This window comes from Pseudomonas sp. IPO3747 (assembly GCF_013385245.1).
Lineage (GTDB): Bacteria > Pseudomonadota > Gammaproteobacteria > Pseudomonadales > Pseudomonadaceae > Aquipseudomonas > Aquipseudomonas edaphica.
In genome coordinates, this window is the sequence record NZ_JACAQL010000007.1 from 126,635 (window position 1) to 141,045 (window position 14,411).

At 59.6% G+C, this 14,411-nt stretch carries 11 protein-coding genes; 2 read left to right on the forward strand and 9 right to left on the reverse strand.

Features of this window, described 5'->3' with window-relative positions:
• Positions 1-20: 20 nt before the first annotated feature.
• On the reverse strand, positions 21-737 hold the full coding sequence (locus tag HX790_RS11445; protein WP_017138291.1) for an ABC transporter permease: 717 nt from the start codon (positions 735-737) through the stop codon (positions 21-23).
• Between the two features lie 332 nt (positions 738-1,069).
• Between HX790_RS11445 and HX790_RS11450 the strand changes: the two genes are divergently transcribed.
• Together HX790_RS11450 and HX790_RS11455 are read left to right on the forward strand one after the other, a co-directional pair.
• Positions 1,070-2,653 carry a peptide chain release factor 3 gene (locus tag HX790_RS11450; protein ID WP_017138290.1) on the forward strand — a complete coding sequence of 528 codons (1,584 nt, stop codon included), beginning with the start codon at positions 1,070-1,072 and terminating at the stop codon, positions 2,651-2,653.
• A gap of 470 nt (positions 2,654-3,123) precedes the next feature.
• Positions 3,124-3,387, forward strand: a complete 264-nt coding sequence (locus HX790_RS11455; protein WP_017138289.1) for a hypothetical protein — start codon at positions 3,124-3,126, stop codon at positions 3,385-3,387.
• A 215-nt stretch (positions 3,388-3,602) separates the two neighbouring features.
• Here the strand turns inward: HX790_RS11455 and HX790_RS11460 are convergent, their stop codons facing one another.
• The 8 genes from HX790_RS11460 to HX790_RS11495 all read right to left on the reverse strand — a co-directional run bounded on the left by HX790_RS11460 (position 3,603) and on the right by HX790_RS11495 (position 14,344).
• Positions 3,603-4,574 (reverse strand): peptide ABC transporter ATP-binding protein, encoded by a 972-nt coding sequence (locus HX790_RS11460; RefSeq protein WP_017138288.1) that lies wholly within the window; start codon positions 4,572-4,574, stop codon positions 3,603-3,605.
• Positions 4,574-5,542, reverse strand: coding sequence for an ABC transporter ATP-binding protein (locus HX790_RS11465; RefSeq protein WP_017138287.1), 969 nt, complete (start codon positions 5,540-5,542; stop codon positions 4,574-4,576). Before HX790_RS11465 ends, HX790_RS11460 begins: the two co-directional genes overlap by 1 nt.
• A gap of 10 nt (positions 5,543-5,552) precedes the next feature.
• Positions 5,553-6,464, reverse strand: a complete 912-nt coding sequence (locus HX790_RS11470; RefSeq protein ID WP_017138286.1) for an ABC transporter permease subunit — start codon at positions 6,462-6,464, stop codon at positions 5,553-5,555.
• A gap of 10 nt (positions 6,465-6,474) precedes the next feature.
• Entirely contained in the window at positions 6,475-7,485 is a 1,011-nt protein-coding gene (locus HX790_RS11475) for an ABC transporter permease subunit (protein WP_026013789.1), read from the reverse strand.
• 77 nt (positions 7,486-7,562) lie between these two features.
• Positions 7,563-9,161 (reverse strand): ABC transporter substrate-binding protein, encoded by a 1,599-nt coding sequence (locus HX790_RS11480; protein ID WP_017138284.1) that lies wholly within the window; start codon positions 9,159-9,161, stop codon positions 7,563-7,565.
• Between the two features lie 80 nt (positions 9,162-9,241).
• Entirely contained in the window at positions 9,242-10,636 is a 1,395-nt protein-coding gene (locus HX790_RS11485) for an OprD family porin (protein ID WP_017138283.1), read from the reverse strand.
• Between the two features lie 170 nt (positions 10,637-10,806).
• The gene (locus tag HX790_RS11490; RefSeq protein ID WP_370589437.1) at positions 10,807-12,351 is read right to left on the reverse strand and encodes an ABC transporter substrate-binding protein; all 1,545 of its coding nucleotides are present in this window, start codon (positions 12,349-12,351) and stop codon (positions 10,807-10,809) included.
• A gap of 364 nt (positions 12,352-12,715) precedes the next feature.
• Positions 12,716-14,344: an ABC transporter substrate-binding protein gene (locus HX790_RS11495; RefSeq protein WP_017138281.1), complete on the reverse strand. Its 1,629-nt coding sequence runs from the start codon at positions 14,342-14,344 to the stop codon at positions 12,716-12,718.
• Between the last annotated feature and the right edge of the window lie 67 nt (positions 14,345-14,411).

The following is a 14,411-nucleotide window of genomic DNA, read 5'->3' on the forward strand; positions in this document are numbered from 1 at the left end:
GTGATTTCCTTTGCCAAGCCTTAAGACGCACGCACTCCGCGTTCCAGCCAGAGGCGGCTGGCCATGGTCACCAGACCGTCGAGCAGCAATGCCAGCAGCGCGGTGCACGCGGCGCCGAGCAGCAGTTGCGGCTGATTGTTCAGGGCGATGCCGGGGAAAATCAGGCTGCCCAGGCTGTTGGCGCCAATCAGGAACGCCAGCGGGGCGGTGCCGACGTTGATCGCCAGGGCCACGCGCACACCGCCGATGATGATCGGCACGGCGTTGGGCAGTTCCACGCGAAACAGCACCTGGCGCGGCGTCATGCCGATGCCGGTGGCGGCTTCTTTGAGTGAGCCTTGAACGTTTTTGAGGCCTTCGTAGGTGTTGCGCACGATGGGCAGCAACGAGGCGAGGAACAACGCGAAGATGGCCGGGCCACTGCCGATGCCGAGGACGCCGAGGGCGATGGCCAATACGGCCAGGGGAGGGACGGTGTTGCCGATGTTGAAGATCTGCATGAAGCGTTCTGCGCGCCCGACCATGTTCGGTCGGCTGAGCAGGATACCGGCGGGGATGCCCACAACGAGGGCGGCCAGCATGGAGACTAGAACGAGGATCAGGTGTGCTTGCAGGTAAAACAACAAATCGTCGCGGTACAGTTCGATCGTGTTGATGCCGATCCAGTGGACCAGCAGGGCCAGGAGTGCGACGACAACCGCACCTCCTATCAGCCCTTTGCCATAGCGAATAGCCACAGGCGGACTCCTTTTTTTCTTTTGTCGGCGAACACATTCTCCGGCGGCAATGCCATTGCTGGCTGCCTTCGAATGTGTTCGCGAAAAGCAGCTCGCCGATACCGGCAACGCGGTATGCGATCGAGCCATGAGCGCAGCCTCGTCAGGCTAACTTGCTGATTTTTCAGCCCCTGTTCCGAGTGCGGTAGCAGGGGAGTGGACGTCTCTACCTTTTAAAAGGTTCCATACTTGGCAGCATTTAGCCACCCCCAATCGGGTGAACGGTGGTCCGGCGCCTGGGGTTTGCGCTATACTCGCCGCCCTTTTTTGACTCACCTGCCAGGCGATTTCCCATGACCCACCAGGCCGCCGAAGTCGCGAAACGCCGCACTTTCGCCATTATTTCCCACCCCGATGCAGGTAAAACCACCATCACCGAGAAGCTGTTGCTGATGGGCAAGGCAATCGCTGTGGCCGGCACGGTGAAATCCCGCAAATCCGACCGCCATGCGACATCCGACTGGATGGAAATGGAAAAACAACGGGGTATTTCCATTACCACGTCGGTCATGCAGTTCCCGTATCGCGACCACATGGTCAACCTGCTCGACACCCCCGGCCACGAAGACTTCTCCGAAGACACCTACCGCACCCTCACCGCGGTGGACTCGGCCTTGATGGTCCTCGACGGCGGTAAAGGCGTTGAGCCACGGACCATCGCGCTGATGGACGTGTGCCGTCTGCGTGACACGCCCATCGTCAGCTTCATCAACAAACTCGACCGCGATATCCGCGACCCAATCGAGTTGCTGGATGAAATCGAAGCCGTCCTGAAGATAAAGGCCGCGCCGATCACCTGGCCGATCGGCTGCTACCGCGACTTCAAGGGTGTGTACCACCTGGCCGACGACTACATCATTGTCTACACCGCTGGCCACGGTCACGAACGCACCGAAACCAAGATCATCGAGAAGCTCGACTCGGACGAAGCCCGCGCCCACCTGGGTGACGAGTACGACCGTTTTGTCGACCAGCTGGAACTGGTGCAGGGCGCCTGCCACGAGTTCAACCAGCAGGAATTCCTCGACGGCCAGCTGACGCCGGTGTTCTTCGGTACTGCACTGGGCAACTTCGGTGTCGACCACGTGCTCGACGCCGTGGTGGACTGGGCGCCGAAACCCCTGGCCCGGGTTGCCAACGAGCGCACCGTGGAACCGGTCGAAGAGAAATTCACCGGCTTCGTGTTCAAGATCCAGGCGAACATGGACCCCAAACACCGCGACCGTATCGCCTTCATGCGCATCTGCTCCGGTAAATACGAAAAAGGCATGAAGATGCGCCACGTGCGCACCGGCAAGGACGTGCGCATCGGCGACGCCCTGACGTTCTTCTCCTCCGAGCGTGAGCAGCTGGAAGAGGCGTTTGCCGGCGACATCATCGGTTTGCACAACCACGGCACCATCCAGATCGGCGACACCTTCACCGAAGGCGAAGCCCTGGGCTTCACCGGCATCCCGCACTTCGCCCCGGAACTGTTCCGCCGCGTACGCCTGCGTGACCCGCTCAAATCCAAGCAACTGCGCCAAGGTTTGCAGCAGCTGGCGGAAGAGGGCGCCACCCAGGTGTTCTTCCCTGAGCGCAGCAACGACATCATCCTCGGCGCCGTCGGTGTGCTGCAGTTCGATGTGGTCGCCAGCCGCTTGAAAGAGGAATACAAGGTCGAGTGCTCCTACGAGCCAATCACCGTGTACTCCGCGCGCTGGATCGATTGCAGCGATAAGAAGAAGCTGGAAGAGTTCTCCAACAAGGCCGTAGAAAACCTGGCGATCGACGGCGGTGGTCACCTGACCTACCTGGCACCGACGCGGGTCAACCTGGCGCTGATGGAAGAGCGCTGGCCGGATGTGAAATTCCGGGCGACGCGCGAACACCACTAAGGTCTGTGCGGTACACCAAAGGGCGAAGCTGTCATGGCTTCGCCCTTTTTTGTGTGCGCGACGCTGGTCCATTGTGGGAGCTGGCTTGCCTGCGATGGCGGTCTGTCAGTAACCCTATCAGTGGCTGGCCCACCGCTATCGCAGGCAAGCCAGCTCCCACATTTTGATCTTCATCTGTCCGGGCCATTGGCGCGAATCCCGCATCCGGTCTAGCGTTTTCAAATACTTCACCCACTCACCGACGGATCCGGAGGCGACCTTGCGTATAACTCAACGTGCCGTCCAGCTGATGCTGCTGGCAGCCCCAGGCTCAGCCCGCGCCCAAGGAATATCAAGAAAACCCCTACAATGACGGTGAGGACAGGATACGTGAGTCCTGATTGGCATAAACCCGAGAACGGAACTAGCTTCATTCACAGCGCCGGTCGAACGCTGGCGCACGTGTTTCACTGACTGGACGGAAATCGACCATGACTATCTTTCAACGTTTGGTGCTGTTGCTGAAAGTGTTGGTGATGTTATCGCTGGGCGCTTCTTCGGCGTGGGCCAGTACGGCTGTGCAGAGCCAGGCCCCAGGCTATGTGGCGGCGAAGACGGCGCAGGTGGGTGGTTTGCAGTTGGCCAAGAGCGAGTCTGAGGCCGGTGATGAAGACCAGGGCGGCTCAAAGGATGATGATGACCAGCAAGCGCCGCCAGATGACGATGACAACTCTGAAGGTGACAGCGATACCTGAGTCGAGATGAAAAAAAGCCCCGCCTGCCGGACTGATGCGCAATCCGACGGGTGGGGCGGTAGAACTCCTCTAAGTCGATCGTTCCCACGCTCCGCGTGGGAATGCATCCTGTGACGCTCTGCGTCACGCCTTAATCGAGCGACGGGACGCAGAGCGTCCTGGGCGGCGTTCCCACGCAGAGCGTGGGAACGATCCACTGTCTCGCCCTACAAGGCTTAAGCCACAAACTGCTCCGCATAGTGGCAAGCCACCTGACGGTTATCCAACGCTCGCAACTGCGGCTCCTCACTGCTGCACCGCGCCGTGGCATACGGGCAACGCTTGTGGAACGCGCAGCCAGGCGGCGGGTTCAGCGGGTTGGGCAGTTCGCCGACGATCTTGATCTTCGGCTTGTTCGGGTCCGGGTGGATGGTCGGGGTGGCCGACAGCAGCGCCTGGGTGTAGGGGTGCAGCGGGCGCGCGTAGATGTCTTCCTTGGGGCCGACTTCCACGGGGCGGCCGAGGTACATCACCATCACGTCGTCGGCGACGTGTTGCACCACCGCCAGGTTGTGGGAGATGAACACGTAGGCGGTGTTGAATTCCTGCTGCAGGTCCATGAACAGGTTGAGTACCTGGGCCTGGATCGACACGTCCAGCGCCGAGGTCGGCTCATCCGCCACCAGCACTTTAGGCTGCAACATCATGGCGCGAGCCAGGGCGATGCGCTGGCGCTGGCCACCGGAGAACATGTGCGGGTAGCGCTGATAATGCTCAGGGCGCAGGCCCACTTGCTTCATCATGGCCTGCACTTTCTCGCGGCGTTCGGCGGCGGACAGGTTGGTATTGATCAGCAGCGGCTCGCCGAGCTGGTCACCGACCTTCTGGCGCGGGTTCAACGAGGCGTACGGGCTCTGGAACACCATCTGCACGTCTTTGCGCAATTGCTTGCGCTGGGCCTTGTCGGCGCCGGCGACTTCCTGGCCGGCGATTTTCAAGGAGCCGGACGACGGCTCTTCAATCAGCGTGAGCGCACGGGCCAGGGTGGATTTGCCGCAACCCGACTCGCCTACCACGGCGAGGGTCTTGCCGGCTTCCAGTTCAAACGACACACCATTAAGCGCGCGCACCAGTGCATGGCCCTTGAACAGGCCACGGGACACTTCGTAGTGACGGGTGAGGTCGCGGGCGGTAAGAACGACGGCCATTACGCCACCTCCTGGTTCAAGGGGTAGAAGCAGCGCGCGAGGCTGTTGCTTTTCGGATCAAGGCCGGGGCGCTGGGCACGGCAGGATTCCTGCACGTACGGGCAACGTGGCGACAGCAGGCAACCCTGCGGGCGGTCATAACGACCAGGCACGATACCCGGCAGCGTGGCCAGGCGCGTGGCGCCCAGGCTGTGCTCGGGAATGGCCTTGAGCAGTGCCTCGCTGTACGGGTGCGCCGGAATGTCGAACAGTTGCGGCACCTGGCCGACTTCCACGGCCTGGCCGGCGTACATCACGCACACGCGCTGGGCGGTTTCAGCCACGACCGCGAGGTCGTGAGTGATCAGCACCAGGCCCATGTTCTGCTCTTTTTGCAGGGCCAGCAGCAGTTCCATGATCTGCGCCTGGATGGTCACGTCCAATGCCGTGGTCGGCTCATCGGCGATCAGCAGCTTCGGCTCGCCGGCAATCGCCATGGCGATTGCCACGCGCTGGCTCATACCGCCGGACAGTTGGTGCGGGTAAGCATCCATACGGCTGGCGGCGCCTGGGATTTCTACCTTTTCGAGCAGTTCGATAGCGCGTTTGCGGGCTTGCTTGCCGGACATTTTCAGGTGCAGGCGCAGCACTTCTTCGATCTGGAAACCCACGGTGTAGCTGGGGTTCAGCGCGGTCATCGGGTCCTGGAACACCATCGCCAGGTCTTTGCCGACGATCTGGCGACGCTGGCGGTTGCTCAGCTTGAGCATGTCCTTGCCGTCAAAGTTCAGCGCGTCGGCAGTAACGATACCGGGGTGCTCGATCAGGCCCATCAGCGCCATCATGGTCACGGATTTACCCGAGCCCGACTCGCCAACGATCGCCAGTACTTCGCCTTTGTCGACGGAAATGTCGAGGCCATCGACCACCGGCACGGCGGTCTTGTCGCCGAAGCGCACGTTGAGATTCTTGATTTCTAACAGTGACATGGGAATCTCCTCAGGCGGCGTTCTTGAGTTTCGGGTCCAGCGCATCGCGCAGGCCGTCACCCATCAAGTTGATTGCCAGCACGCTGAGCAAAATGGTCAAACCAGGCAAGCTCACCACCCACCAGGCGCGTTCGATGTAGTCACGGGCCGAAGCCAGCATGGTGCCCCACTCAGGGGTTGGCGGTTGTACGCCAAGGCCAAGGAAGCCCAGGGCCGCAGCATCGAGGATCGCCGAGGAGAAGCTCAAGGTGGCCTGTACGATCAGCGGCGCCATGCAGTTGGGCAGCACGGTGATGAACATCAGGCGTGGCAGGCCGGCGCCGGCGAGGCGGGCGGCAGTCACGTAGTCGCGGTTCAGTTCGCCCATTACCGCAGCGCGGGTCAGACGGACATAAGACGGCAGCGACACGATAGCGATGGCGATGACGGTGTTGATCAGGCCAGGGCCGAGGATTGCGACGATGGCAACAGCCAGCAGCAGCGATGGCAGGGCCAGCATGATGTCCATCAAGCGCATGATGGTCGGGCCAAGCACGCGTGGGAAGAAACCGGCGAACAGGCCCAGCAGGATGCCCGGGATCAGCGACATCACCACCGACGACAAGCCGATCAGCAACGACAGGCGCGAACCCTGGATCAGGCGCGAGAGCAGGTCACGGCCCAGCTCGTCAGTACCCAACAGGAACTGTATTTGCCCACCTTCCAGCCAGGCCGGTGGGGTGAGCAGGAAGTCGCGGTATTGCTCGCTGGGGTTATGTGGCGCAACCCACGGGGCGAAAATCGCGCAGAACACGATCAGCAACATAAACAGCAGGCCGGCAACCGCGCCTTTGTTTTTGGAAAAGGCTTGCCAGAATTCTTTGTACGGGGACGGGTACAGCAGGCTTTGATCGACTGCTACCGCTTGAGTAGGTGTGCTCATGGTCATGATCTCAGCGCTGGTGACGGATGCGTGGGTTGGCGAAGCCGTAGAGGATATCCACCACGAAGTTCACCATGATCACCAGGCAGGCGATCAGCAAGATGCCGTTTTGCACCACCGGGTAGTCCCGCGCGCCAATGGCTTCGATCAGCCATTTGCCGATGCCGGGCCACGAGAAGATGGTTTCGGTCAGGACCGCACCGGCCAGCAGGGTGCCGACTTGCAGGCCGACCACGGTCAGTACCGGGATCAGCGCGTTACGCAGGCCGTGCACGAATACCACGCGCGCCGGCGACAGGCCTTTGGCCTTGGCGGTGCGGATGTAGTCTTCACGCAGTACTTCGAGCATCGACGAACGGGTCATGCGCGCAATCACCGCCAGCGGGATGGTGCCGAGCACGATGGCCGGCAGGATCAGGTGGTGCAGGGCATCCCAGAACGCGTCCGGCTCGTCAGCCAGCAAGGTGTCGATCAGCATGAAGCCAGTGCGCGGCTCGATGTCGTAGAGCAGGTCGATACGCCCGGAAACCGGGGTCCAGCCCAGGCTCACCGAGAAGAACATGATCAGGATCAGGCCCCACCAGAAGATCGGCATCGAATATCCCGCGAGGGAGATGCCCATCACCCCATGGTCGAACAGGGATCCTCGTTTAAGGGCCGCGATCACCCCGGCCAACAGGCCCAGGATACCGGCGAACAACAGGGCGGCCATGGACAGTTCCAGGGTCGCAGGGAAGAGGGCGGTGAATTCGGTCCACACGCTGGTGCGTGTGCGCAGCGATTCGCCGAGGTCGCCGTGGGCGAGCTTGCCTACATAGTCAAAGTATTGCGCATAGAGCGGCTTGTTCAGGCCAAGGCGTTCCATTGCCTGTGCGTGCATCTCGGGGTCGACACGGCGTTCGCCCATCATGACTTCTACGGGGTCGCCGGGAATCATGCGAATCAACGCAAACGTCAGCAACGTGATGCCGAAAAACGTGGGGATCAATAACCCCAATCGGCGGGCAATAAAACTAAACATCTTGTTGTGTACCTCAATCAGCCGGTTAGGCAGGTTCGGCACCGTCAATGTCGACGGTGCCGAGCGTCTTCTCTTATTTACTTCACCTGGGTGGTGGCGAAGTTATTTGTGGTCAGAGGGCTTTGGGTAAAGCCTTCGACGTTTTTGCGCATGGCGGTGAACATTTTCGGGTAAGCCATGGGAATCCATGGTTGGTCTTTTTCGAAGACATCCATGGCTTGTTCGTAGAGTGTGGCCCGTTTCGAGGGTTCCTCGATGGCGCGCGCTTTGTCGATCAAGTCTTGAAACTCTTTGTTACACCAGCGGGCGTAGTTTTCGCCGTTTTTCGCTGCATCGCAACTCAGGTTTGGCGTGAGGAAGTTATCCGGGTCCCCGTTATCCCCTGCCCAACCGGCGGAAACCATGTCGTGCTCGCCGTTTTTGGCACGCTTGAGCATCTCGCCCCATTCCATCACTTTGATGTTCACTTTCAGGCCGATCTGCGCCAGATCCGCCTGCATGCGCTGGGCGCCGAGCATCGGGTTGGGGTTGGTCGGGCCGCCGCCATTACGGGTGAACAGAGTGAACTCGGTGCCTTCCGGTACGCCGGCTTCCTTGAGCAGGGCGCGGGCCTTGTCGAGGTCACGGGTTGGGTTTTTCAGCTTGTCGCTGAAACCCAGCAGCGTTGGCGGGTACGGGCCGGTGGCATCAATGGCATTGCCTTTGCCGTACAGGGATTCGTTGTAGCCTTTTTTGTCGAACGCGATGTTGATCGCGTGACGCACCCGCGCGTCGCTCATGTACTTGTGAGTGGTGTTCAGCGCAGTGTAGGCGGTGGTCATCGCCGCCAGCTCCGCAACCTTCAGGTTCGGGTCAGCCTTCATGCTCGGCACGTCATCCGGTTTCGGATACAGCGCGATCTGGCACTCGTTGGCCTTGAGCTTCTGCAGGCGCACATTGTTGTCGGTGGTGATCGCTAGGATCAGCGGGTCAGCTGGCGGTTTGCCACGGAAGTAGTCCGGGTTGGCCTTGAAACGCACCTGGGCGTCTTTGGCGTAACGGGTGAAGATGAACGGGCCGGTGCCGATGGGCTTGGCGTTCAGGTCATCGGTCCTGCCGGACTTGAGTAACTGGTCGGCGTATTCGGCGGAGTGAATCGAGGAAAACGCCATGGCCAGGTCGGCCAAAAACGGTGCTTCAGGACGGGTCAGGGTAAAGACGACGGTGTGATCGTCGGTCTTCTCTACGCTCTTGAGCAGTTCCTTGAAGCCCATGCTTTCGAAATACGGGTAGCCCACGAGAGACTTGTTGTGCCAAGGGTGATTCGGGTCCAGCTGGCGCTGAAAGCTCCAAAGCACGTCGTCGGCGTTCATGTTGCGCGTGGGTTTGAAGTAGTCGGTGGTGTGGAACTTTACATCGTCACGCAGGTGGAAGGTGTAGGTCAGGCCATCAGCGCTGATCTCGGGCAGGGCCTTGGCCAGTGCCGGTACAACTTCGGTGGTGCCGGGCTTGAAGTCCACCAGGCGGTTGAACATGGTTTCAGCGGCGGCGTCGGCGGTTACTGCGGTGGTGTACAGAACCGGGTCAAAACCTTCCGGGCTGGCTTCGGTGCAGACCACCAGCGGTTTGGCTGAAACGCCGATCGCAACGCTCAACAGCGCAGCGGCAATGGCAGCTTGTAGCGGGAGCATTTTCATTCAGAGCCCTCTGCAATCGATTAAACCAGACAAGCGTAGACGGCGGGCTCGTGATGAGCCCGCCGTCTACCTGGCGCTAATTAAAGAATGTTGAACGGGATGGTGGTGACCAGGCGGAACTCACGGATGTTGCCGTCAGCCTGGTTGGCGCTGGCACGGTGAGTCACGTAGGTACCACGGATGGTGGTGGCCTTGAGTGGGCCGCTCTGCAGGGCGTAGGAAGTACCGATGCCGTATTCCTGGTGTTTCTCGCCATCCTGATTCTGGATGCCGTTGTAAGCGAAGCCTTTCACGCCGCCGTCGCCGGTGTAGTGAGTGCCGTCGATGCCCCAGCCGCGAGCCGAGTAGATGTTGAACTTCAGGCCAGGCACGCCGTATTCGGCCATGTTGAGGCCGTAAGCGACCTGGAACGATTTCTCGTTCGGGCCGTTAAAGTCGGACGTCAGGGAGTTGGCCAGGTAGATGCCGTTGGTTTCGTGCAGGTAGTCGAAGTACTCGTTACCGTTAACTTCCTGGTACGAGAAGGTCAGGCTGTGAGCCTGGTGAGTCAGGCCCAGCGACAGCGAGTAGGTGTCGTTGTCGATCTTGCCCATCAACTTTTTGCCTTCGTCGACGGTCTTGTAGTAGTTCAGGCCGGTGGTCAGGGCCAGGGTCTGAGCATCACCCAGTTCGTGGGTGGCGCCGAAGTAGTACTGGTTCCAGAAGTCTTTGACTTGAGCGCCAAAGAAGCTGGTTTTCAGGCTCTTGAACGGCTGGTAGTTCACGCCGGCGGTGTAGACGTGATCCGCTTCCTGGCCATTGCCGTATTCACTGCGGAATTTCGACAGGCTCTGTTCGGTACGTGGCGACACGCGGTCGAAGTAAGCGCCCTGGAACGACAGGTTGCTGAATTCTTCGCTGTTCAGGGCGAAACCTTCGAAGCTCGATGGCAGCGCACGGTTGCCGATGGTGTCGACGATGCCGCTGCTGAAGTTCTGGCGACCGGCGGTCAAGGTGGTGTTCGACACACGGAACTTCACGTTGGCCAGGCCCAGTTTGCTCCACTGGTCGACTGCATCACCGTTGGAGTCGGCCAGGGTACGGTTGGAACCACCCTTGATGTCGCGCTTGCTGCGGTCCAGAACCAGAGCGTTGTAGGCCGCGACTTCGGTAGCGACGCCCACGGTGCCTTGGGTAAAGCCCGAGCTCAGGTTGAGGATGGTGCCCTGTACCCAGTTGGTACGGTAAGCGTCAGTGCGCGCTTCGCCGTGCTTCTGGTAGGTGAACTTGCCGCCACGGAACTTCTGTTCGTTGGAGAACCAGTTACGGGTGGTACCGCCCAGGCTTGCGCCGTCGACAAAGCCTTTGGCCTCGCTTTGGGCACTGGTGCCGGCCAATGTGGTTGGAACGAAGTCCTGGCTCTGGGTTTCAGCGAAGGCGGTTGCCGTGATGCTGCTGATGGCCAGGGCCAGAAGCGCTTTGCTGCTCAGTTTCATGGGTGGAGCTCCTTTGGTTCTCTTTTTAATGCCGGTCTTTTTAGGTGAACCGGCTATTGGGTGTGTAACTCGTTCAAGCTATTGCAAACGTTTGCCGTAGGATAAATCCCAACAAAAGGCTGCACGTTTGCTACGGAGCCGATTTGGCTCCGCACCATCCGGTTATTTTCTTATGGGTTGAAACTGACGCCCGAGAACACGTTGCGGCCGAAGGGGCTGACTTTGAAACCTTCGACTTTGGCGCTTAACGGCTGGTTGACCGTCGAGTGGGCGACTGGCGTGATTGGCACTTGCTGTTTAAGCAATTGCTGCGCCTGTTTGTACAGAACAGTCCTTTGTTCGCGGTCGGTCACGACCTTGGCTTGCTTGATCAGCTTGTCGTACGCCGGGTCACACCACATGGAGTAGTTGTTCCCGCCGATGGCGTCGCAGCTGTAGAGGGTGCCCAGCCAGTTGTCCGGGTCACCGTTGTCGCCGGTCCAGCCGATCAGGCTGATATCGTGCTCGCCGTTTTTGGTGCGCTTGATGTACTCGCCCCATTCGTAGCTGACGATCTTGACCTTGAGGCCGATCTTGGCCCAATCGCTTTGCAGCATTTCGGCCATCAGCTTGGCGTTGGGGTTGTACGGGCGCTGCACCGGCATGGCCCACAGGGTGATCTCGGTGCCTTCTTTAACGCCGGCGGCCTTGAGCAGTTGCTTGGCTTTTTCCGGGTTGTAGGCGGCGTCCTTGATGCTGTCGTCGTAGGACCACTGGGTCGGCGGCATGGCGTTGACCGCCAGTTGGCCCGCGCCCTGGTACACGGCATTGAGGATGCTTTGCTTGTTCACCGCCATGTCCAGCGCCTGGCGCACTTCGAGCTGGTCGAAAGGTTTGTGGCGCACGTTGTAGGCGATGTAGCCGAGGTTGAAACCTGGCTTGGTCAACAGTTGCAGGTTCGGGTCGGCCTTGAGCGCGTCGACGTCAGCGGGGCGCGGGTGCAGGGTCACCTGGCACTCGCCAGCCTTGAGCTTCTGCACCCGCACCGAGGCGTCGGTGTTGATGGCGAAAATCAGTTGGTCCAGCTTGACGCGGCTCGGGTCCCAGTACTGCTTGTTGCCCACATAACGGATCTGCGAGTCTTTCTGGTAGCGCTGGAATACGAACGGGCCTGTGCCGATCGGCTTCTGGTTGATGTCGCTGGGTTTACCTTGTTTAAGCAACTGTTCGGCGTACTCGGCCGACAGGATCGAGGCAAAGCTCATGGCGATGTTTTGCACAAACGCGGCATCAACCGTGTTCAGGGTCATCACCACGGTGTAAGGGCCGGTCTTCTCGACCTTGGCGATGTTCTTGTTCAGGCTCATCCCGTTGAAGTATGGAAACTCGGTGGGGTAGGCCTTGCGAAACGGGTATTCAGGGTCGAGCATGCGGTTGAAGGTGAACAGCACGTCGTCGGCGTTGAAGTCGCGCGTCGGCTTGAATTCCTTGTTGCTGTGGAACTTCACCCCTTCACGCAGGTGAAAGGTGTAAGTCAGGCCGTCTTCGGAAATATCCCACTTGGTTGCCAGCCCAGGCACCACGTCAGTCGCGCCTTTTTCGAATTCAACCAGGCGGTTGTACAAGGGCTCCGCCGCGTCGTTGTCGGTGGCGGTGGTGTACTGCGCGGTGTCGAACCCGGCCGGGCTGCCTTCAGAGCAGAACACCAGGCTCTTCTTTTCGGCGGCTTGGCCCATCGTGGCCACAGCCAGCAGGCTGGTGCCAAAAATTGCGGATAGAACAGTGGTATGGCGCATGACGATCCCGATCCTTGTTTGTTGTTGTCATCAGCGAACAATCACCCAGGCGTCAGGCCTGGGAGACATCACTGATCCCACATACAGCAAGTGCCTTTCCTAGGTTGGAGCCTCTGCTGTCCTACGACGGTATGGGTCGCGGAGCTTGCAGTAAATGCGCCAAAACGGATTGACCTTGTAGGCAACGGATGCACATGTCGCAGTTCATTGCTGTAGGACGGCAATGTTGCGGATGTGGTCTGTTTCCTACGGTCTGGGCGGATGCAATAACGGCGACGTTATGAAACGTCGCCGCTACTGAGCCTTACTTGCCGCTTACGCTAACGCCGTAGAAGGAGTTCAAGCCAAACGGGCTGATCTTGAAGTCCTGCACGGTGTTGCGCATGGGTTGATACACCGTCGAGTGCGCGATAGGTGTCATCGGGACTGCATCTTTGAGGATATGTTGCGCCTGCTTGTACAGCTCGGTGCGTTTGGCGACATCCGATGTGGCTTTGGCTTCTTTGACGATGCCGTCGAATTTCTTGTCGCACCATTTGGAGAAGTTGTTACCGGACAGCGAGTCGCAGCCGAACAGCACGTTCAGCCAGTTGTCCGGGTCACCATTGTCACCGCTCCAGCCAATGATCATGGCCTGGTTCTCGCCGCCTTTGGAACGCTTGATGTACTCGCCCCACTCGTAGCTGACAATGTTGACCTTCAGGCCGATCTGTTTCCAGTCGTTCTGCAGCATCTCGGCCATCAGCTTGGCGTTCGGGTTGTACGGACGTTGAACCGGCATGGCCCACAGGGTGATTTCGGTGCCTTCCTTGACGCCCGCTTCCTTGAGCAAAGCCTTGGCTTTGGTCACATCATGCGGGGCATCCTTGATGGTGGTGTCGTAGGACCACTGGGTCGGCGGCATGGCGTTGACGGCCAGTTGGCCTGCGCCCTGGTACACGGAGTCGATGATCTGCTGCTTGTTCACCGACATGTCCAGCGCTTCACGTACACGCAGGTCAGACAGTGGGTTGGCGGCGGTCTGGCCCTTGAGCACCGGCATAACGTTGTAAGCGATGTAGCCCAGGTTGAAACCGGCCTGGTGCGGCAGTTTCAGGTCCTTGTCTTCACCCAGCGCCTTGAGGTCGGCTGGACGCGGGAACAGGGTCACCTGGCATTCGTTTTTCTTCAGCTTCTGGATACGCACCGACGGGTCAGTGGTGATGGCGAAGATCAGGTTGTCGATCTTCACGTCTTCAGGCTTCCAGTAATCCTTGTTGCCGGTGTAACGGATGTTGGAGTCTTTCTGGTAGCTCTTGAACACGAACGGGCCAGTGCCGATTGGCTTCTGGTTGATGTCCTGTGCCTTGCCTTCTTTCAACAGTTGGGCGGCGTATTCAGCCGACTGGATCGACGCGAAGCTCATCGCCAGGTTCTGGATGAAAGCGGCGTCCACAGTGCCAAGGGTGAACTTGACGGTGTGGTCATCGACTTTCTCGATGTTCTTGATGTTGGTGTCCATCCCCATGTCCGTGAAGTACGGGAACTCGGTGGGGTAGGCTTTGCGAAACGGGTCGTCCTTATTGATCATGCGGTTGAACGTGAACAGCACGTCATCAGCATTGAAGGTACGGGTCGGCTTGAAGTACGAGGTGGTGTGGAACTTCACGCCATCACGCAGGTGGAAGGTGTACGTCAGGCCATCCGGGGAAACGTCCCAGCTGGTGGCCAGCCCAGGAATCACAGCAGTGCCGCCGCGTTCGAACTGGGTCAGACGGTTGAACATGGTTTCGGCCGAGGCATCGAAGTCTGTTCCGGTGGTGTACTGGCCTGGGTCGAAACCGGCCGGGCTCCCTTCGGAGCAGAACACCAGGTTAGTCGCCGCTTGGGCGAATGGAGCTGCGGCCATAAGGCCAGCACTCACTAAAAGCGGAAGGACTGCGTGTTTAAGCATGTTGGCCTCATGATTTGTTGTCATTTTTGGTGGTGAGGGCGACCTCGTGAGTCGGCCTGCGGATACT

Excerpts from the sequence above, each read along its gene's own strand:
- HX790_RS11450 (WP_017138290.1), top strand. The coding sequence starts at position 1,070 with ATGACCCACCAGGCCGCCGAAGTCGCGAAACGCCGCACTTTCGCCATT.
- HX790_RS11455 (WP_017138289.1), top strand. The coding sequence starts at position 3,124 with ATGACTATCTTTCAACGTTTGGTGCTGTTGCTGAAAGTGTTGGTGATG.
- HX790_RS11460 (WP_017138288.1), bottom strand. The coding sequence starts at position 4,574 with ATGGCCGTCGTTCTTACCGCCCGCGACCTCACCCGTCACTACGAAGTG.
- HX790_RS11465 (WP_017138287.1), bottom strand. The coding sequence starts at position 5,542 with ATGTCACTGTTAGAAATCAAGAATCTCAACGTGCGCTTCGGCGACAAG.
- HX790_RS11470 (WP_017138286.1), bottom strand. The coding sequence starts at position 6,464 with ATGAGCACACCTACTCAAGCGGTAGCAGTCGATCAAAGCCTGCTGTAC.
- HX790_RS11475 (WP_026013789.1), bottom strand. The coding sequence starts at position 7,485 with ATGTTTAGTTTTATTGCCCGCCGATTGGGGTTATTGATCCCCACGTTT.
- HX790_RS11480 (WP_017138284.1), bottom strand. The coding sequence starts at position 9,161 with ATGAAAATGCTCCCGCTACAAGCTGCCATTGCCGCTGCGCTGTTGAGC.
- HX790_RS11485 (WP_017138283.1), bottom strand. The coding sequence starts at position 10,636 with ATGAAACTGAGCAGCAAAGCGCTTCTGGCCCTGGCCATCAGCAGCATC.
- HX790_RS11490 (WP_370589437.1), bottom strand. The coding sequence starts at position 12,351 with ATGGGCCAAGCCGCCGAAAAGAAGAGCCTGGTGTTCTGCTCTGAAGGC.
- HX790_RS11495 (WP_017138281.1), bottom strand. The coding sequence starts at position 14,344 with ATGCTTAAACACGCAGTCCTTCCGCTTTTAGTGAGTGCTGGCCTTATG.